The sequence below is a fragment of the Pseudomonas sp. S2_B07 genome, assembly GCF_054668435.1.
Genome location: NZ_CP162769.1, coordinates 2,816,097 through 2,835,698, shown reverse-complemented (window position 1 = coordinate 2,835,698; position 19,602 = coordinate 2,816,097). Strand labels below are relative to the sequence as shown.

The 19,602-nt window shown below is 60.4% G+C and carries 20 protein-coding genes; 14 read left to right on the top strand and 6 right to left on the bottom strand.

Going from position 1 to position 19,602, the window contains the following annotated elements; all coding sequences use genetic code 11:
- Positions 1-95 precede the first annotated feature (95 nt).
- Genes AB4N43_RS13135 through AB4N43_RS13125 form a run of 3 tightly spaced genes read left to right on the top strand, consistent with a single transcriptional unit; the run spans position 96 to position 2,445 of the window.
- Entirely contained in the window at positions 96-671 is a 576-nt protein-coding gene (locus tag AB4N43_RS13135; RefSeq protein WP_027924385.1) for a YfiR family protein, read from the top strand.
- Positions 668-1,936 (top strand): diguanylate cyclase domain-containing protein, encoded by a 1,269-nt coding sequence (locus AB4N43_RS13130; protein ID WP_410922606.1) that lies wholly within the window; start codon positions 668-670, stop codon positions 1,934-1,936. The genes AB4N43_RS13135 and AB4N43_RS13130 overlap by 4 nt, the downstream gene beginning before the upstream one ends.
- 5 nt (positions 1,937-1,941) lie before the next feature.
- Positions 1,942-2,445, top strand: coding sequence for an OmpA family protein (locus AB4N43_RS13125; RefSeq protein WP_027924387.1), 504 nt, complete (start codon positions 1,942-1,944; stop codon positions 2,443-2,445).
- Here AB4N43_RS13125 and AB4N43_RS13120 read toward each other — a convergent pair.
- Complete coding sequence (locus AB4N43_RS13120) at positions 2,442-3,389, bottom strand: LysR family transcriptional regulator (protein WP_027924388.1); 948 nt, start codon at positions 3,387-3,389, stop codon at positions 2,442-2,444. The genes AB4N43_RS13125 and AB4N43_RS13120 overlap by 4 nt on opposite strands.
- A 163-nt stretch (positions 3,390-3,552) precedes the next feature.
- Here AB4N43_RS13120 and AB4N43_RS13115 point away from each other — a divergent pair, with 163 nt between their 5' ends.
- On the top strand, positions 3,553-5,079 hold the full coding sequence (locus AB4N43_RS13115) for a CoA-acylating methylmalonate-semialdehyde dehydrogenase (RefSeq protein ID WP_027924389.1): 1,527 nt from the start codon (positions 3,553-3,555) through the stop codon (positions 5,077-5,079).
- A 10-nt stretch (positions 5,080-5,089) separates the two neighbouring features.
- The gene (mmsB, locus tag AB4N43_RS13110; RefSeq protein ID WP_027924390.1) at positions 5,090-5,977 is read left to right on the top strand and encodes a 3-hydroxyisobutyrate dehydrogenase; all 888 of its coding nucleotides are present in this window, start codon (positions 5,090-5,092) and stop codon (positions 5,975-5,977) included.
- A gap of 133 nt (positions 5,978-6,110) precedes the next feature.
- Here mmsB and AB4N43_RS13105 read toward each other — a convergent pair whose 3' ends face one another.
- The 4 genes from AB4N43_RS13105 to AB4N43_RS13090 form a co-directional block, all read right to left on the bottom strand.
- The gene (locus AB4N43_RS13105) at positions 6,111-6,455 is read right to left on the bottom strand and encodes a cupin domain-containing protein (protein ID WP_007946320.1); all 345 of its coding nucleotides are present in this window, start codon (positions 6,453-6,455) and stop codon (positions 6,111-6,113) included.
- Between the two features lie 107 nt (positions 6,456-6,562).
- Positions 6,563-6,934: a MerR family transcriptional regulator gene (locus tag AB4N43_RS13100; protein WP_027924391.1), complete on the bottom strand. Its 372-nt coding sequence runs from the start codon at positions 6,932-6,934 to the stop codon at positions 6,563-6,565.
- Between the two features lie 47 nt (positions 6,935-6,981).
- Positions 6,982-7,557 (bottom strand): NAD(P)H-dependent oxidoreductase, encoded by a 576-nt coding sequence (locus tag AB4N43_RS13095; protein WP_460154125.1) that lies wholly within the window; start codon positions 7,555-7,557, stop codon positions 6,982-6,984.
- A gap of 45 nt (positions 7,558-7,602) precedes the next feature.
- On the bottom strand, positions 7,603-8,487 hold the full coding sequence (locus AB4N43_RS13090) for a LysR substrate-binding domain-containing protein (RefSeq protein ID WP_027924393.1): 885 nt from the start codon (positions 8,485-8,487) through the stop codon (positions 7,603-7,605).
- Between the two features lie 218 nt (positions 8,488-8,705).
- On the opposite strand from AB4N43_RS13090, the gene AB4N43_RS13085 reads away from it, so the two are divergent.
- On the top strand, positions 8,706-9,470 hold the full coding sequence (locus AB4N43_RS13085; protein WP_460154124.1) for a sulfite exporter TauE/SafE family protein: 765 nt from the start codon (positions 8,706-8,708) through the stop codon (positions 9,468-9,470).
- On the opposite strand, the gene AB4N43_RS13080 is transcribed toward AB4N43_RS13085, so the two are convergent.
- Positions 9,460-9,774 carry a putative quinol monooxygenase gene (locus AB4N43_RS13080; RefSeq protein WP_027924395.1) on the bottom strand — a complete coding sequence of 105 codons (315 nt, stop codon included), beginning with the start codon at positions 9,772-9,774 and terminating at the stop codon, positions 9,460-9,462. The genes AB4N43_RS13085 and AB4N43_RS13080 overlap by 11 nt on opposite strands.
- A 163-nt stretch (positions 9,775-9,937) precedes the next feature.
- On the opposite strand from AB4N43_RS13080, the gene AB4N43_RS13075 reads away from it, so the two are divergent.
- From AB4N43_RS13075 to AB4N43_RS13040, 8 genes are all read left to right on the top strand, one after another.
- Positions 9,938-10,528: an NADPH:quinone oxidoreductase MdaB gene (locus AB4N43_RS13075; protein ID WP_027924396.1), complete on the top strand. Its 591-nt coding sequence runs from the start codon at positions 9,938-9,940 to the stop codon at positions 10,526-10,528.
- A 57-nt stretch (positions 10,529-10,585) separates the two neighbouring features.
- Positions 10,586-11,497 (top strand): LysR family transcriptional regulator, encoded by a 912-nt coding sequence (locus AB4N43_RS13070; RefSeq protein ID WP_027924397.1) that lies wholly within the window; start codon positions 10,586-10,588, stop codon positions 11,495-11,497.
- 103 nt (positions 11,498-11,600) lie between these two features.
- Positions 11,601-12,494, top strand: a complete 894-nt coding sequence (locus tag AB4N43_RS13065; protein ID WP_059181662.1) for an NAD-dependent epimerase/dehydratase family protein — start codon at positions 11,601-11,603, stop codon at positions 12,492-12,494.
- 196 nt (positions 12,495-12,690) lie between these two features.
- Positions 12,691-14,136, top strand: coding sequence for a SulP family inorganic anion transporter (locus AB4N43_RS13060; protein WP_194940853.1), 1,446 nt, complete (start codon positions 12,691-12,693; stop codon positions 14,134-14,136).
- A 211-nt stretch (positions 14,137-14,347) separates the two neighbouring features.
- Positions 14,348-15,697, top strand: coding sequence for a GntT/GntP/DsdX family permease (locus tag AB4N43_RS13055; RefSeq protein ID WP_027925460.1), 1,350 nt, complete (start codon positions 14,348-14,350; stop codon positions 15,695-15,697).
- A gap of 15 nt (positions 15,698-15,712) precedes the next feature.
- Positions 15,713-16,573: a MurR/RpiR family transcriptional regulator gene (locus AB4N43_RS13050; RefSeq protein WP_027924401.1), complete on the top strand. Its 861-nt coding sequence runs from the start codon at positions 15,713-15,715 to the stop codon at positions 16,571-16,573.
- Between the two features lies 1 nt (position 16,574).
- A complete protein-coding gene (locus AB4N43_RS13045) occupies positions 16,575-18,032 on the top strand; it encodes a D-aminoacylase (protein ID WP_059181661.1) in 1,458 nt (485 codons plus the stop codon).
- A 243-nt stretch (positions 18,033-18,275) separates the two neighbouring features.
- Positions 18,276-19,556, top strand: coding sequence for a hypothetical protein (locus AB4N43_RS13040; protein ID WP_410922609.1), 1,281 nt, complete (start codon positions 18,276-18,278; stop codon positions 19,554-19,556).
- The last annotated feature ends 46 nt before the right edge of the window (positions 19,557-19,602 follow it).

The window sequence follows — 19,602 nt, the reverse complement described above, 5'->3', positions numbered from 1 at the left end:
AACCGTTCAAAGCGCCGCAGTACGCGGCCTCGCGGGTGTTTCATCGCTATGCTATCGTGCGATATTATTTCGCTACGATCGAAGAGAATCACTGCATGAAGGTGGCTGCCTGGACGACAGGACGCGTCATTGGCGGCAAGCAAGTGTTGCTCGCTGGCCTGCTCTGCTGGCTGTCCGGCAGCGTTTTTGCGCAGTCGCAAACGCCGTCGAGCATGGCTGACCAGCGTGCCCAATCGGTCACTCAAGTGGTGCTCGGCATTCTCAGTTATGCCCGCTGGCCCGTTGAGCCTGCGCAACTGCGTTTGTGCGTGGTCGGCCCCACTGAATACACCGACGATCTGCTCAAAGGCAGCACTCAGGCCACTGGCCGGCCTGTCACCGTGCGGCGCCTGCTGGCCGACAACCCGTCGATTGTCGGTGAGTGCGATGCGGTGTACATCGGCAAACTGACCGGTGATGAACGCAGTCGGCTGTTCGCCTCGTTGACGGGACGCCCGGTGCTGAGCATCAGTGAAAGCGACGATCAATGCACCGTCGGCAGCCTGTTCTGCCTGCGGGTCGGCGATGAGCAGGTGTCCTTCGAGGTCAACCTCGATTCCGTCGCCCGCAGTGGCGTGCGCATTCACCCCAGTGTGTTGCAGTTGTCCCGCCGCAAGCCGGCGGCCACATGAGCCTGTTCAAGCCCGGTACTCGCCCGACCTTGCGCTCAGTCATCGGTCGTGGGCATCTGATCGTCGCGCTGGTTGCCGTGGCCATGGCCAGTGTGTCGCTGACCCTGCTGGGCGTTCTCGCGTTGCGGGTCTACGCCGACCACAACCTGCACCTGATTGCTCGCTCGATCAATTACACCGTTGAAGCAGCGGTGGTGTTCAACGACAAAGCCGCCGCCACCGAAGCGCTGGCGATGATCGCGTCCACCGAGGAAGTCGCCGACGCTCAGGTGCTGGACGCCAAAGGGCAGTTACTGGCGCGCTGGCAGCGTTCGGAAAGCGGATTGTTCTCCGATCTCGAATTGCAGATCGCCAAGACCTTTCTGGAAAAACCCATCGACCTGCCGATAGTTCATCAGGGCCGGGAGATCGGCAGCATCCACCTCACCGGACACGGCGGCAGTCTGATGCGCTTTCTGCTCAGTGGTCTGGTCGGCATTATCCTGTGTACGGCAATCAGTGCCTGGGTCGCACTGTATCTGGCGCGGCGCCAACTTCGCGGGATCACCGGCCCGCTGCGAAGCCTCGCCGCTGTGGCTCACGCCGCTCGCAGCGAGCGTGCATTCGACCGTCGCGTGCCGCCCGCCGACATCGCTGAACTGGACAATCTGGGCAACGACTTCAATGCCTTGCTCGATGAACTCGAATCCTGGCAGACCCACCTGCAAAGCGAGAACGAAACCCTGGCGCACCAGGCCAGCCATGACAGCCTCACCGGTTTGCCGAACCGGGCCTTTTTCGAAGGCCGGTTGATTCGCGCATTGCGCAACGCCAACAAGCTCAACGAACGCGTGGCTGTGCTGTTTCTCGACAGCGACCGCTTCAAGGAAATCAACGACAACTTCGGTCACGCGGCCGGTGATGCGGTGCTCGTGGCGGTCGCGACCCGCGTTCGGGCACAACTTCGCGAAGAGGACCTGGTGGCGCGTCTGGGCGGTGACGAGTTTGCCGTGCTGCTGTCACCGCTGCACAAAACCGAAGACGCCGAGCGGATTGCCGACAAGATCCTCGCCAGCATGGAAGCGCCGATCCCGTTGCCGGGCGGTAACCCTGTGTTGACCTCTCTCAGTATCGGCATCGCGGTGTACCCCGATCATGGCGTCACACCAGGCACTTTGCTCCACGCCGCCGACGCTGCCATGTACCAAGCCAAGCGCGTCTCTCGTGGCGCGCAGCGCACGGCAGGATCGGAACATCCTGTCACCCATGCTCAAACCAGGAGCTGATTGTTTTGTTTTCTATGACCCCGCGTTCCCTGCGATTTTTCGCGATCACCCTGTTCATGGCCTTGCTGGCATTGACCGGGTGCCAGACAGCACCGCAAAAGGGCCTGACCCCGGCGCAGATAACCGTGCTTAAACAGCAAGGTTTCGAACTGACCGATGAAGGCTGGGCCTTTGGCCTGTCCGGCAAAGTCCTGTTTGGCAGTGACGACGACAGCCTGAATCCGGCCAGTACCGAAATCGTCGAACGCATCGGCCAATCATTGCTCGGTGTAGGCATCGAGCGTGTGCGGGTCGATGGCCACACCGATGCCTCCGGCAAAGAGGCTTACAACCAACAACTGTCCCTGCGTCGTGCGAAAAGTGTCAGCAAAGTGCTGACCACCGTCGGCATGCAAGAACAGAACATCCAGTTGCGCGGTTTAGGCAGCAGCGAGCCGGTGGCGTCCAACACCACGGCAACGGGTCGTACCGAGAACCGCCGGGTGTCGATCGTCGTGAGCGCCGATTAATCGGCGAACAGCATCTCGCGCGTTTCACCCATTAACAGAGCCTGATTCTGCTCTGTGACCGAGCGGATGTAATCCCACAACAGGGTAATCCGCTTGAGCTTCCTCAAGTCCTCGCGGCAGTACATCCAGAACTGCCGCGTAATGTTGATCTCTTGCGGCAACACCGGCAGCAACCGTGGATCCTGAGCCGCCAGGAAGCACGGCAGAATCGCCAGCGACCGCCCTTGCTGCGCCGCCACGAACTGGGCGATCACGCTGGTGCTGCGCAAATTGGCACTGGCGCCGGGCAATACGTTCGCCAGGTACAACAGCTCTGAGCTGAACGCCAAATCGTCGACATAACTGATGAATGAATGCTTGCTCAGGTCAGCCGGGCGGCGGATCGGTGGGTGTTTGTCCAGATAGTCCTGGGTCGCGTACAGCTGCAAGCGGTAGTCGCAGAGTTTGCAGCACACGTACGGCCCGTGTTCCGGGCGCTCAAGGGCGATGACGATGTCGGCTTCGCGCTTGGACAGGCTGATGAAGTGCGGCAGCGGCAGGATGTCGACGGAGATGGCCGGGTAGGCGTCGACGAAGTGGCTCAGTTGCGGTGTGATGAAAAAGCTGCCGAAGCCTTCGGTGCAGCCCATGCGCACGTGGCCGGACAATGCCACCCCGGACCCCGACACCTGCTCGCAGGCCATGTGCAATGTGCTTTCAATCGACTCGGCATAACCGAGCAATCGCTGACCCTCAGCGGTCAGGACAAAGCCGCTGGTCCGGGATTTCTCGAACAACAAAGTCCCCAATGCCGCTTCCAGCGAACTGATGCGCCGCGACACGGTGGTGTAGTCCACCGCCAGGCGCTTGGCCGCGGTGCTGGCCTTGCGGGTGCGGGCGACTTCGAGGAAAAACTTGAGGTCATCCCAGTTCAGCGAGCCTAACGACGTGATGTTTTTTTGCATGATGGACCGGCTTTTATGTGCGTTCTTATTAGAAGTTTGCACATCTATACTCCAAAAACAGCGTCACAACCAATTCGCGGCACACGCCTCATCGCAAGGCGACTGTCTCGCCTTGGCTCCCAAGATAGCTCTAACTATAAAAAGCAAACATCCGGAGACCCACATGAACGCATCGCTCACGCCCGACCAAACCACTGTCCAAACGGTAAAGCTGTTGATCGACGGCCAATGGGTCGAGTCCAAGTCCACCGAATGGCACGACATCGTCAACCCGGCGACCCAGCAAGTGCTGGCCAAGGTGCCGTTTGCGACCTCCGAAGAAGTCGACGCCGCGATCAGTGCTGCCCATCGCGCCTTCCAGACCTGGAAGCTGACGCCGATCGGCGCGCGGATGCGCATCATGCTCAAGCTCCAGGCGCTGATTCGTGAACACTCCAAACGCATCGCCGTGGTCCTCAGCGCGGAGCAAGGTAAAACCATCGCCGACGCTGAAGGCGACATTTTCCGTGGACTGGAAGTGGTCGAGCACGCGTGCTCCATTGGCAGCCTGCAAATGGGTGAGTTCGCCGAGAACGTCGCGAGCGGTGTCGACACCTACACCCTGCGTCAGCCAATCGGCGTGTGCGCCGGCATCACCCCGTTCAACTTCCCGGCGATGATTCCACTGTGGATGTTCCCGATGGCCATCGCCTGCGGGAACACCTTCGTGCTCAAACCGTCCGAACAGGACCCGATGTCGACCATGCTCCTGGTGGAACTGGCCATCGAAGCTGGCGTTCCGGCGGGCGTGCTTAACGTCGTGCATGGCGGCAAGGATGTGGTGGATGCGCTGTGTACGCACAAAGACATCAAGGCGGTTTCCTTCGTCGGTTCGACCGCCGTCGGTACGCACGTCTACGACCTGGCTGGCAAGCACGGCAAGCGCGTGCAATCGATGATGGGCGCGAAGAACCACGCCGTGGTGCTGCCGGATGCCAATCGCGAGCAAGCGCTGAATGCCCTGGTCGGCGCCGGTTTTGGTGCGGCGGGTCAACGCTGCATGGCCACCTCCGTGGTGGTGTTGGTGGGCGCGGCCAAACAGTGGTTGCCGGACCTGAAAGCGCTGGCGCAGAAACTGACGGTGAATGCCGGCAGCGAGCCAGGCACTGACGTCGGCCCGGTGATCTCGAAAAAAGCCAAACAGCGCATTCTCGATCTGATCGAAAGCGGCATCAAGGAAGGCGCCAAACTGGAACTGGACGGCCGCGAGATCACGGTTCCAGGTTACGAGAAGGGCAACTTTGTCGGCCCGACCCTGTTCTCCGGCGTGACCACCGACATGCAGATCTACACCCAGGAAATCTTCGGCCCGGTGCTGGTGGTACTGGAAGTGAATACGCTCGACGAGGCCATTGCCTTGGTCAATGCCAACCCGTTCGGTAACGGCACAGGCCTGTTCACTCAGAGCGGTGCGGCAGCACGTAAATTCCAGAACGAAATCGACGTCGGCCAGGTCGGTATCAACATCCCGATTCCGGTACCGGTGCCGTTCTTCAGCTTCACCGGTTCGCGCGGTTCCAAGCTGGGCGACCTCGGCCCGTATGGCAAGCAAGTGGTGCAGTTCTACACTCAGACCAAGACCGTCACCAGTCGCTGGTTCGATGACGACAGCGTCAACGACGGTGTGAACACCACCATCAACTTGCGTTAAGGAGCCGGACATGAAAATCGCTTTTATCGGTCTCGGCAACATGGGCGCCCCGATGGCGCGCAACCTGATCAAGGCCGGCCACGCGCTGCGCCTGGTCGACCTGAACAAAACCGTGCTGGCGGAGCTGGAGCAACTGGGCGGCAGCATCAGCCCTTCCGCCCGTGAGGCGGCGCAAGGTGCAGAACTGGTGATCACCATGCTCCCGGCCGCTGTGCATGTGCGCAGCGTCTGGCTGGGCGAGGACGGCGTTCTCGCCGGGATCGGCCAAGGTGTACCGGCCGTGGATTGCAGCACCATTGATCCACAGACCGCACGCGATGTGGCCGCCGCCGCTGCCAAGCAAGGCGTGGCCATGGCCGATGCACCGGTGTCCGGCGGCACCGGTGGCGCCGCGGCCGGGACGCTGACCTTCATGGTCGGCGCCACTCCGGAACTGTTCGCTACCCTGCAACCGGTACTGGCGCAGATGGGCCGCAACATCGTCCATTGCGGCGAAGTCGGCACTGGGCAAATCGCCAAGATCTGCAACAACCTGCTGCTGGCGATCTCCATGGTCGGCGTCAGCGAAGCCATGGCGCTGGGCGATGCCCTGGGGATCGACACGACCGTGCTCGCCGGGATCATCAACAGTTCCACCGGACGTTGCTGGAGTTCGGAGATGTACAACCCGTGGCCAGGCATCGTCGAAACAGCGCCGGCCTCGCGCGGTTACACCGGCGGCTTTGGTGCAGAACTGATGCTCAAGGATTTGGGGCTGGCCACGGAAGCGGCCCGTCAGGCGCATCAACCGGTGGTGCTCGGCGCAGTGGCCCAGCAGTTGTATCAGGCGATGAGCCAGCGCGGGGAAGGTGGGAAAGACTTCTCGGCGATCATCAACAGCTATCGCAAACCGCAGTAAAAGAGCGGCTGCGATCAGAGGGGCTTGAAGTCGAAAACCTGTGGGAGCGAGCAAGCTCGCTCCCACAGTGATTGCATTTACATAAAGATATTTACCGGGAGATCACGTCGGGTGATCCCCCGGTTTTTTTGCATCAGGCAAACACGAAATACTTGCGCACGGTTTCAACCACTTCCCACGTGCCTTTCATTCCTGGCTCAATGACGAAAATATCACCGGCGCGCAGATGGATTGGCTCTTTGCCTTCCGGGGTGATGATGCAATACCCCTCACGGAAATCGCAGTATTCCCACTTCACGTATTCGACGTACCACTTGCCCGGCGTGCAGATCCAGGTGCCCATGATCTTGCTGCCGTCTTCGCTGGTGTAGGCGTTGAGGTTGACGGTGTGCGGGTCACCTTCGAGTTTTTCCCATTTGCAGGCGTCAAGCACCGGCAGTGGATGAGTATCGCGAAGGACGGTAATCGGTGCGGTCATGATGACTCCGGGCAGTGGCTTCAAGAACTGAAGTGGCACCCTATAGCCCCGATGTACCGGTCAGTTGTCTGAACTCGACATCCAGGTGTCCAGAAACGCGCAACGCCTCAAAGACTTTCCAAAGGGCAATCGGCCCGGGATTGTTCCAGGCTGGCTTCGAACTCAATCAATTGGGCGTGCTGGCGCGACAGTACGGTCATTCGCTCGCTGATCTCGCGCTTCTTGGCATCGATGGCCTGATGCGCCAGTGCCCACGGCATTGCCTGACCCTGATGGCCGGCGAAGATCGCCTGCAACTCCTTGAGCCTGAAACCCAGTTGCTGGGCGCACTTGATGAAAATCAGCAGGTCGACACTTTGCTGGTCATAGACGCGGTATTTCCCCAAGCGCTGGGCCGCAGGCAGCAGGCCGATCGACTCGTAATGACGGATGCTTTTGATCGTGGTGCCGGAGCGTTGCGCGGCTTGGCCGATGTACATGAAAAGTCCTTTTTACCGTGGTACAGCCCCGCGCATTATCGGCAGACTCAGCGGCTGGCGATAGCCTGGGCTTGCAGCAACCAGGCTTCACGCTGATCATCGCTGGCGCCGAGAATCGGGCCGAACGTGAGTGTGCGCCTGGGTTTGATGCCGCAGAAGGCGAGAGTGGTTTCGCGGACCTGATGCAGTCCGGGCATGTGATACACCCAGCGGTAATACCAGGGTGGCGTGTCCATGGTCACCAATAAATGCGCGCTGCGACCGCGCAACAATTTATCGGGAAAGGCTTTGCCCTCACGGTATTTAAAAGCGAAATCGGGCAAGAACACGCGATCAAAAAAGCCCTTGAGCAAGGCTGGAATCCCGCCCCACCAGATCGGATACACCAGCGTCAGATGCTCGGCCCACAGGATGTCGGCCTGTGCCTGACGCAAGTCGGCTTCCAGAGGTTGAACCTGTTGATAGCCTTCACGCAGCACCGGATCGAAGTCCATCCTGCCGAGAAACAATTGGCGGACTTGATGCCCGGCGCGCAACGCCGACTGTGCATAGCGCTCGGCGAGTGCTGCGCAGAAGCTGTTGCTGGAAGGATGACCGAGAATCACCAGAATTCGCTTGCCCATCGACTCTGTCCTTGAAGATCAAACCTCAAGGGTAAAGTCTGCCCCTCAGGGGAGAGTCAAGGCTTGCAGCAGGGCTCTGGCATAACCGGGCAGCGCGGCAAAGTCCCGGGCACAGAGCAGGAGTTTGCGTTGGGCCCAGGGTTCTTGCAGCGCGATGCTCTGGAACGATGGTTCGCCGGTCCAGCGCTGGACAGCCGCCTGCGGCACGATCGCCAACCCCGCGCCCCGGGCGACCATGCGCATGACGCCATCAAAACCGTCGGCGCGGATGCGGATTTTCAGGCGTGAACCGATGTGCAGCGCCTGTTCTTCGAGGTACACGGCCAGGGCGCTGCTGGCGTTCAGGCCGACATAATCGTGGTGCAAGGTGTCGCTGAAACTCAGGGATTCGGTGTCGGCCAGCGGATGATCGCGGGGCAGGATCAACACCAGGGGATCGTCACGAAAGGCGCGGGTCTGCAGGTCATCGGTGTCTACAGCGTCAGACACGATGCCCAGGTCTGCCGCACCTTGGCGCAAGGCGTGGGTGATGCGTGCGCTGGGCAATTCCTGAAGGTCGATGTCGAGATTCGGATGCTCACGCAGGAAGTCGGCGAGCAACTCCGGCAGGTACTCGGTGATTGCCGTGGTGTTGCACAGTAGGCGCACCTGACCTTTGACGCCTTTTGCGTATTCGGCCAGGTCCTGTTGCATGCGCTCGGCTTGTTGCAGCAGGGATCGGGCGTGTTTTGCCAAGGCTTTGCCGGCCGGAGTCGGCGTGACGCCGCGACGCCCGCGTTCCAGAAATTCGATGCCGAGCGAAGCCTCCATGGCGCGGATTCTCGCGCTCGCCGCCGCCAGGGACAAATGACTGCGCGCGGCGCCGGCGGTGATGTTGCCGCTGTCGAGGATGTTCAGGTAGAGGCGCAGGTCGGTCAGGTCGTAGTGCATTGGCAATCTCTGGATGTGTGTTGTCTGGAAAGCCGCCATCGCGAGCAAACTCGCTCCCACAGTGGACCGCGTCGGTGCGAACAACGCGGTCACCTGGAGTGAGCCTGCTCGCGATAGCGCTTTGCAACACGACGAAACTTTCAGCCTTTTGCTAAACAAGAGGCATCCTCAGTATATGGCAGATTTTCACGCGGCAAATCCAGGCTCAGGATAACCCCATGAATACACTCGCCGCGTTCTATCAAAACCTCGGATTGGCCTTGTCCTTACTGCTCATCGCCACCTTCCTCCTGGCCGGCATGATCAAAGGCATCATCGGTCTGGGCTTGCCAACCATCGCCATGGGCCTGCTCGGTCTGGCTATGGCCCCGTCGCAGGCAGCCGCGCTATTGATCATCCCCGCAACGCTCACCAATGTCTGGCAACTGGCATTCGGTGGGCACCTGCGCGGCTTGATCAAGCGGTTATGGCCGATGCTGCTGGCGATCTTCCTTGGCACGGGCGCCGGCACATTGTGGATTGGCATGGCGGGAGGGCATTGGGTCGTGCGGGCGTTGGGTGCGGCGTTGTTGTTCTACGCATTGAGCGGGTTGTTCCTGCCGGCCTTGCGTGTCGGCGGTCACGCTGAGCGTTGGGTCGGTCCGCTGTGCGGCGTGCTGACGGGCATCATCACCTCGGCCACCGGCGTCTTCGTGATTCCGGCGGTGCCTTATCTGCAAGCGCTCGGTTTGAGCAAGGACGAACTCGTGCAGGCGCTGGGCTTGTCGTTCACCGTGTCGACCTTGGCGCTGGCGGCTGGCTTGTGGTGGCGCGACGCGCTGGGCGGTGGCGAATTGAGCGCGTCATTGCTGGCGCTGATCCCCGCGGTGCTCGGCTTGTTACTCGGCCAATGGTTGCGTCAGCGGATCAGCGCGGTGCTGTTCAAGCGAGTGTTCTTCATCGGCCTCGGCGTGCTAGGCGGCCATTTGCTGATCAGCGGGTAGCGGACGACGGGCTGAGCATGTCGATGTCACGGATCTCGAAATCCCGTTCCAGGAATTCATCGCGGTGCTCAAGGAACTGCTTCATGTGCGGCAGGTTCGAGTGCACGTCCAGGTGAGCCTGGGATTGCCAGATCTCGTAGAAGATAAACAGCGTCGGGTCCTGTTTGTCGCGCAGCATGTGATATTCGATGCAGCCGGGCTCGGCGCGACTGGCTTCCACATAGCCGCGGAAAAACGCTTCAAAGGCATCGGATTTTTCCGGGCGGGTCTTGGCGTGCAGGATGAAGCCTTGCATTTCACTCATCAGAAATTCCCTCAAGTTAAGAATCGGCGCAAGTCTATGGCAACAATCGCCTACTGATTCGTGCGTATTGGTCAAAAGGGTTTTGTGCATTCGGGGCTTATTCCGCGCGAGCCTCTCGCCGCTAACCTGCCGCCATCCAATTTCTGACCTTCCGAGATTTCTCATGAAAAAAGTCCTGTTGCTCAATGGCGGAAAAAAATTCGCCCACTCTGATGGCCGCTACAACACCACCCTGCATGAAACGGCGCTGAGCGTGCTGGATCGTGGCGGCGTGGACGTGAAAGCCACCTTCATCGACGAGGGCTACGACGTCGCCGAAGAAGTCGCCAAATTTCTCTGGGCCGACGTGATCATTTATCAAATGCCAGGCTGGTGGATGGGCGCGCCGTGGACCGTGAAAAAGTACATCGATGAAGTCTTCACCGAAGGCCATGGCAGTCTCTACGCCAGTGATGGCCGCACCCGTTCCGATGCGTCGCAGAAGTACGGAAGCGGCGGTTTGGTGCAGGGCAAGCAATACATGCTGTCGTTGACCTGGAATGCACCGCAGCAAGCCTTTGACGACCCGACCGACTTCTTTGAAGCCAAGGGCGTGGACGCGGTGTACTTCCCGTTTCACAAGGCCAACGAGTTCCTCGGCATGACCGGCCTGCCGACCTTCCTGTGCGTCGACGTGATGAAACGCCCGAACATCGAAGCTGATGTCGCACGCTATGAACAGCATTTGACCGAGGTGTTTGGCCTCAAGGCTTGAGGTTCCTTTTGCCCCGCATCCAGCTACTATCAAGCCAGTTTTGAATGAGGGGCCTTTGTGAAAGCCAGATCCGATGAATTGCAGATTTTCGTCTGCGTGATTGAATGCGGGTCGATTTCCGCTGCCGCCGAACAGGTCGGGCAAACGCCTTCGGCGGTCAGTCGCACGCTGTCGCGGCTGGAGGCCAAACTCGATACCACGCTGATCAACCGCACCACACGACGCATGGACCTGACCGAAGAGGGCAAGTACTTCTTCGAGCACGCCAAGCGGATTCTCGATCAGATGGACGAGCTCGAAGAACGCCTCAACTCACGCCAGCAAACCCCGTCCGGGCGGCTGAGGATTAACGCGGCGTCACCGTTCATGCTGCACGCCATCGTGCCGTACATCGACGAATTCCGCCGTCTCTACCCGGACATCCAGCTCGAACTCAACAGCAACGATCTGATCATCGACCTGCTCGAGCAAAGCACCGACATCGCGATCCGCATCGGCACGTTGGCCGACTCGACCTTGCACGCTCGCTCGCTGGGGTGCAGTCCACTGCACATCGTCGCCAGCCCGGCCTACCTCGAGCAACACGGCGCGCCGCAGGCAGTGGCGGACTTGAGTAAGCATGCGTTGTTGGGGTTTACCCAGAACGAAGGTCTCAACCAATGGCCGTTGCGTTACGTGCATGGAGATCGCTGGCCAATTGAGGCGTCGATCAGTGCCTCCAGCGGCGAGACGATCCGCCACCTGGCGCTGGAAGGCCAGGGCATTGCCTGCCTGTCGCACTACATGACCATCGAAGATATTCGCGCCGGCCGTTTGCAGGTACTGCTGGCGGACTTCAACAGCGGCTATCGCCAGCCAATCAACGCGGTGTACTACCGCAACTCGCAACTGGCCCTGCGCATTCAGTGCTTCCTCGACTTTATTCAGGGCAAGTTGGCGTTGTATGCGAACTCGGATTTCAAAGGCTGATTCGTGATTCCTGCGCAAGAGTGAATTGGGTCAGAGGGGATTTTTCATCAGAGATCACTCCTCGATACTCGTCGCATCACTTATTCACGCAGGGAGTTTCTCCATGAACGTATTCGTCACCGGCGCTGCAGGTTTCATCGGCGGCTCCATCGCCACCGGTCTGATCCGCGCGGGCCACAAGGTCACCGGCCTGGTGCGTAGCGAAGCCCAAGCCAATGAGTTGAGCGCGCTGGGCATCACCCCGGTGATCGGCACGCTGGACGACAGCGCACTGCTCGCCGAACAGGCCCGTGCGGCCGACGCCGTGATCAACGCCGCCAGCAGCGACCATCGCGGCGCGGTGCAAGCGTTGCTCGACGCCTTGCGCGGCTCCAACAAAGTATTCCTGCACACCAGCGGTTCGAGCATCGTCGGCGATGCCTCGGGCGGTCACGCCAGCGACGTCATCTACGTCGAAGACAAACTGCCGGAACCGACCGTCGACAAGGCCGCCCGCGTGGCCATCGACAACCTGATCCTCGCCGCCGCGAACGATGGCGTGAACTCGGCGGTGATCTGCAACACGCTGATTTATGGCCATAGCCTGGGCGTCAATCGTGACAGCGTGCAATTGCCGCGCTTGCTCAAGCAGGCGCGTAAAAGTGGCGTGGTCCGGCATGTCGGCCCGGGTCAGAACATCTGGTCCAACGTGCACATCGAAGACGTGGTGTCCCTGTACCTGCTGGCACTGACCAAAAATGTGCCGGGCACGTTCTACTTCGTTGAAAGCGGTGAAGCGTCGTTCTTCGACATGACCACCGCGATTGCCCACGCGCTGGAGCTGGGCGCGCCGCAAGACTGGCCGCTGAAAGACGCCGAGGCCGAGTGGGGGTATGAAATGGCCAACTATGGCTTGGGTTCCAACAGCCGGGTGCGCGGGAAAAAGGCGCGTGAGTTGCTGGGCTGGGCGCCGAAGCGGGTGTCGGTGATCGAGTGGATTCGGGACGAGATGGTTTGAGTTCGCTCTAAATCGTGTCGCGGCCATCGCGGGCAAGCCATGCTCCCACAGGGGATTTGTGAACGACGCAAATCCCCTGTAGGAGCATGGCTTGCCCGCGATGGCATTTGCGAAGGCCCAACAACTGGCCGGGCTGCCCGCAATTCCGTACCATCCGCGCACTTTCTTCTCGTCACTCCCTGCGTGCGATTCCCTCATGAAACCAAAACGTCTACGCGCCGATGTCCTGGCCGGGCTCACGACCTCTTTCGCCCTGCTGCCCGAATGCATCGCCTTCGCGCTGGTGGCTCACCTCAATCCGCTGATGGGTCTTTACGGGGCGTTCATCATTTGCACCCTGACCGCGCTGTTCGGCGGTCGGCCGGGCATGGTGTCCGGGGCTGCAGGTTCGATGGCGGTAGTGATCGTCGCGCTGGTGGTGCAGCACGGTGTGCAGTATTTGCTGGCCACCGTGTTGCTCGGCGGGTTGATCATGCTGGCGTTCGGGTTGCTGAAACTGGGCAAACTGGTGCGCATGGTCCCGCACCCGGTGATGCTCGGTTTCGTCAACGGCCTGGCGATCATCATCGCCCTGGCGCAGTTGGAGCATTTCAAAAACGGTGACACCTGGCTCAGTGGTACGCCGCTGTACATGATGACGGGGCTGGTGGCCGTGACCATGGCCATCGTTTACCTGCTGCCGCGCCTCACGCGTGCGGTGCCGCCGGCACTGGTGGCGATTCTCGGTGTGGGGCTGGCGGTGTATCTGCTGGGCTTGCCGACCCGTACGCTGGGTGACATGGCGCACATTGCCGGGGGCTTGCCGACCTTTGCGTTGCCAGACATTCCCTGGAGTCTGGACACCCTGCGCATCATCGCGCCCTACGCGATTTTGATGGCGCTGGTCGGCCTGCTGGAAACCCTGCTGACCTTGAACCTGACCGACGAAATTACCGAGAGCCGCGGCTTCCCGGATCGTGAGTGCGTGGCGCTGGGCGCGGCCAACATGGTCTCTGGCGTGTTCGGTGGCATGGGCGGTTGCGCGATGATCGGCCAGACCGTGATCAACCTCAGTTCCGGCGGTCGCGGTCGACTGTCCGGGGTGGTTGCCGGGGTGCTGATCCTGCTGTTCATTCTGTTTCTGTCGCCGCTGATCGAGCGCATTCCGCTGGCGGCGCTGGTCGGGGTGATGTTTGTGGTGTCACAGCAAACGTTCGCCTGGGCCTCGTTGCGGGTGGTGAACAAAGTGCCGTTGAACGACGTCCTGGTGATCATCGCGGTGACGGTGATTACGGTGTTCACCGATCTGGCCACCGCCGTGTTGTGCGGGATCATCATCGCCGCGCTCAACTTTGCCTGGCAGCAGGCCCGGCAGCTGTACGCCGACAGTCATCTGGAAAACGACGGCAGCAAACTCTACCGGGTGCATGGCACGCTGTTCTTTGCCTCGACCACCCCCTTCCTCAATCAATTCGACCCGGCCAATGATCCTGCCCACGTCACGCTGGATTGCCGGCATTTGAGCTTCGTCGATTACTCGGCCATCTCTGCGCTGGATACGTTGCGCGAACGCTACACCAAGGCCGGCAAGCACCTGCGCGTGCTGCACCTGTCGGAGCGTTGCAAGAAACTGCTGAAACGCGCCCGGGTGAATCACGACTGAGACTTCCTCGAGATCATTCCCACGCGGCGCGTGGGAACGATCAGCATGAAAATTCGCCTGTCGGATTTTCATATTCACCGACCTCGCATATCTCTCAGCGACAACCCTTACCCCTGTACGAAAATAACTTTCACCTCGTTTGAAAATCACCTCTCGAAATGTTTTAAGAGTTTCACAATCCATTCGACGTGACCCTTTCGAGGAGTACCGCATGACCCTGTCCTTCGGCTATTGGCTGCTGGTGTATGCCGCCATCGCCATCATTGCGCTGATCGTGCTGATCGCCCGTTACCGACTCAATCCCTTCATCGTCATCACCCTGGTGTCCATCGGCCTGGCCTTGCTGGCCGGGATGCCGGCGTCCGGCGTGGTCGGCGCTTACGAGGCGGGCGTCGGCAAAACCCTGGGGCATATCGCGCTGGTGGTGGCGCTGGGCACCATGCTCGGCAAGATGATGGCCGAGTCCGGCGGTGCCGAGCAGGTGGCGCGGACGCTGATCGACCGATTCGGCGAAAAGAACGCGCATTGGGCGATGGTCTGCATCGCGTTCCTGGTCGGGTTGCCGCTGTTTTTCGAAGTCGGTTTTGTGTTGCTGGTGCCGATTGCCTTTACCGTGGCGCGGCGTGTCGGGGTGTCGATCCTGATGGTCGGTTTGCCGATGGTCGCCGGTCTCTCCGTGGTTCACGCCTTGGTGCCACCGCACCCCGCAGCGATGCTGGCGGTGCAGGTGTATGGGGCGTCGGTCGGGCAGACCTTGATGTACGCGATTTTGATCGGCATTCCGACGGCGATCATTGCTGGGCCGCTGTACGCCAAGTTCATCGTGCCACGCATTCAATTGCCGGCGGAAAACCCGCTGGAGCGCCAGTTCCTCGACCGCGAACCGCGCGACAGCCTGCCGGGCTTCGGCATCACCATGGCGACTATTTTGCTGCCGGTGGTGTTGATGCTGATCGGTGGCTGGGCCAACCTGATTTCCACGCCGGGCAGCGGCTTCAACCAGTTCTTGCTGTTCATCGGCAACTCGGTGATCGCCCTGTTGCTGGCGACCTTGCTGAGCTTCTGGACCCTGGGTATTGCCCAAGGCTTCAGCCGTGAATCGATTCTAAAATTCACCAATGAATGCCTGGCACCCACGGCGAGCATCACCTTGCTGGTCGGCGCCGGCGGCGGCCTGAACCGGATTCTGGTGGACGCCGGCGTCACCGACCAGATCGTCAGCCTGGCCCACGAGTTTCACTTGTCGCCGCTGATCATGGGCTGGCTGTTCGCCGCGTTGATGCGCATTGCCACCGGTTCCGCGACGGTGGCGATGACCACGGCTTCGGGGATTGTTGCGCCGGTGGCGATTGGGCTGGGTTATCCGCACCCGGAATTGCTGGTGCTGGCGACCGGTGCCGGCTCGGTGATTTTTTCCCACGTCAACGACGGCGGCTTCTGGTTGATCAAGGAATACTTCAACATGACCGTGGCCCAGACCTTCAAGACCTGGACGGTGCTGGAGACCATTATTTCCGTGGTCGCTTTCGGCCTGACCGTGGGCCTTTCCTACCTGATTTAACCGGAGTCGCCTGCCATGGACATCCTTTATCAGATCCGCGCCCGCCAGGATTCCTTCAGCGCCGGTGAAGGGCGCATCGCTCGCCTGATGCTCGACGACGTAGGGTTTGCCTCCGCTGCCAGCCTCGATGAGCTGGCGCTGAGGGCGGAAGTCAGTACCGCCACGCTGTCGCGGTTCGCCCGCACGGTGGGCTGCCGCGACTTGCGTGACTTGCGCCTGCAACTGGCCCAGGCCAGCGGTGTCGGCAGCCGCTTTCTCGACCCGGCGGGCACCCCCGATCAGTCGGCGTTTTACGGGCAGATCGTCGGTGATATCGAGTCGACCTTGCGCCAGCATCTGTCGGCGTTCGACGAGTCGCGCTTCGCCGATGCGGTGAAGCTGCTGGGCAAGGCGCGAATGATTCACGCGTTCGGCATGGGCGGCTGCTCCACTTTGTGCAGCGATGAACTGCAGGTGCGGCTGGTGCGATTCGGCTACCCGATTGCGGTGTGCCACGACCCGGTGATGATGCGCGTCACCGCCGCCAGCCTCGATGCCGGCCGGGCCGTGATTGCCTGTTCGTTGACCGGCATTACGCCCGAACTCATTGAAGCCGTCGAACTGGCCCGCAGTTACGGCGCCCGCATTGTCGCCATCACCCGGGCCGACTCGCCGCTGGCGCAATTGGCCGACGTGCTGTTGCCGCTGCAAGGCGTCGAAACCTCGTTTATTTACAAACCCACGGCGGCGCGCTACGGCATGCTGCTGGCCATCGACGTGCTTGCCACCGAGCTGGCGCTGGCCAATCCTGAAGACAATCAAGAACGTCTGCGGCGGATCAAACTCGCCCTCGACGATTACCGCGGCGGCGACGATCACTTGCCGCTGGGAGACTGACATGCAGTACGACACGCTGATTCGCAACGCCCTGATCATCGACGGCAGCAATGCCCCCGGTTATCCCGCCGACGTGGCAATCCTGAACGGCCGCATCGAGCGCATCGGCGACTTGCACGACGCCACTGCCAGCGAAGAAATCGACGCTGCCGGTCGCGTGCTGGCGCCGGGTTTCATCGACGTCCACACCCATGACGACACGGTGGTGATCCGCCAGCCAGAGATGCTGCCCAAACTCAGCCAGGGCGTGACCACGGTGATCGTCGGCAACTGCGGAATCAGCGCTTCGCCGGTGAGTTTGAAGGGCAATCCGCCGGACCCGATGAACCTGCTCGGCACGGCCGCAGCATTTGTTTATCCGACCTTCAGCGACTACCGCGCGGCGGTCGAAGCGGCGAACACCACGCTGAACGTCGCCGCACTGGTCGGTCACACGGCGCTGCGCAGCAATCACCTCGACGACCTGTTTCGTACCGCCACGCCAGACGAAATCAGTGCGATGCGCGAGCAACTGCGCGAAAGCCTGGAGGCCGGAGCATTGGGCTTATCCACAGGCCTGGCGTACGCCAGCGCCTTTTCGGCCTCCACCGAAGAAGTGATGCAACTGACCGAAGAGCTGACGGCATTCGGTGCGGTGTACACCACCCATTTGCGCAGTGAGTTCGAACCGGTGCTAGAGGCCATGGACGAGGCGTTCCAGATCGGCCGACATGCGAAATCCCCGGTGATCATTTCCCACCTCAAATGCGCGGGCGCCGGAAACTGGGGGCGCAGTCCGCAATTGCTGGCCTCCCTCGAACACGCGGCGAAAACCCATCCGGTGGGCTGCGACTGTTACCCCTATGCGGCGAGTTCTTCGACGCTGGACCTCAAACAAGTCACCGATGCCCATCGCATCACCATCACCTGGTCCACCCCGCACCCTGAAATGGGCGGTCGCGACCTGATGGACATCGCCGCCGAGTGGAACTTGTCATTGCTCGACGCCGCCCGCCAATTGCAACCGGCGGGCGCGGTGTACTACGGAATGGATGAATCAGACGTACGAAGAATCCTCGCGCATCCGCTATCGATGGTCGGCTCTGACGGATTGCCGGAAGACCCGTTCCCGCATCCACGCTTGTGGGGCGCATTCCCACGGGTTCTGGGACATTTCAGTCGCGATGTCGGGTTGTTTCCGCTGCACACCGCGGTACACAAAATGACCGGGCTGTCGGCGGCGCGGTTTGGCTTGAAGGCGCGCGGAGAAATCCGTGAGGGGCATTGGGCGGATCTGGTGTTGTTCAATCCGCTGACCATTCGCGACGTGGCGGACTTCAACGATCCGCAACGAGCGGCAGAAGGGATTGACGGCGTGTGGGTCAACGGCGTGTTGAGTTACAGCGACGGGCAGGCGAACGGTAAAAGGGAAGGGCGGTTTCTGGCGCGGGAAGGGGATTTGCGAGGCGGGTTTCAGTAAGCATTTTTTGCGGTCCGTCGTACTGATGGCACATTGCGATTAAAGAAAGCCACTCCCAAGCCGAAGCGCTGACATTCAGTGGATTTTGGCGTGCGTCGCCCAGGGAGTTTCATGTACCGCATTTGTTTGTTCGTTGCCGTTACGTTATTGGCGGGTTGTGTCAGCCCACAGGCACGCCGGGCGGCGGAAGCCGAGACGTTGTTCAACGGCGTTCTGTCGAAGCCTCTGGTCAGTGATTCGATCATGCGTGAAGGCGATGTCCTGAGTTTCCAGATCAGCCATTCCGGCAATGCCCAGGCGGCGGCAGGGCTGGTATTTCAAATGGAAGCTTCCTGTACATCTGATCGGGCCACCTTGCTCTATCTGGGCGGTGGCGGCCGGATGTATCCAGGTCTAAATGCTCACCAGTATTCGACGGGCAGAGCGGTTCCGGCCAACGTGCTCGGGGTGCTGAAAAGCAACCCGGATTTCATCAAGGCGTGTGCCAGTACTCCAGCCTCGGATTGGCGTGTCGTCAAAGGCAGCGGCGAGGATCAATGGGTATTGATTGATCGCAACAGCCTCAAGAAGGACGGTGCCGAACTGAGATTCTGGGCGGCCTACGATAATCCTTTGATTGGTTTTGATGCGCCCTACGACGCGCCCTATGCCCAGAAACGCGAGCGGTATGCGGTCGATTGTGGCAAGCAGACGTATCGCGTGGTGGCGGGATACGATCTGGACGCCAACAACACCGTTACAGATGGCCAGGATGCCGTTGCACTGACGGCCACGGCGATTAGCGGCAGCAACGACGACTATAACCAGCTGTTCAAATTGGCCTGCGATAAACCGGAGTCGGCAGCGCAACTTCCGAAGTTCGTTGCCCGTGCGAAGAAAACCGCGCCAGTGACCCTGGCGCCGCTTTCCCCTGCTGTCGCATCGGCCATCAAAAACCTGAACATGCCGGTTGCCGTTAAACCGCTCAGCTATGTGGAAGTGGCAGGGCAGTCGACTTACAAGGCCAAGACCACGGACATGCGTGAAGAGCGTTTTATCGGTATCGATAGCGCTTCGCAGCAGATGACCCTGCGTTTGTCAGGGACCCATTACGAGAGCGATGCAGTGTCCTTTCACGGACTGTTCGATCTGGCGAAATTGAGTCGATTCGGCGTCTCGAAGGGCCCTTCGATGAAAGACAGTTCCAGTGTCATCAACTTGAGTTTCACCGGCGACTGGCAGCATATGCCGATCAACGAGCGGTTGAACTACAACGCGACGGTCCGCAGCACCAACACACTGTTCGGCAAAGTCGAGGAGCGTCAAGACAGTAACGATTGCACCGTCATTCGCGAGCTGCCGGCCAGCGAACTCAATGTCACATTAAGCGGTTCAGCCAAAGAGTTGACCTGCAGTAAAAAAGACGATGAGTACAAACGGCTCAATACCTACTATTACTTGTCGGATTATGGTTACTTCTTCTTTGCGCGCACTGGCAAGAACAGCTTCTACTACAGTGATCTCGCGCTCAAGACGCTGCGTTGATCCGATCATTTGAACCAGACACATGGCCTGCTGAACACGGGCCCTT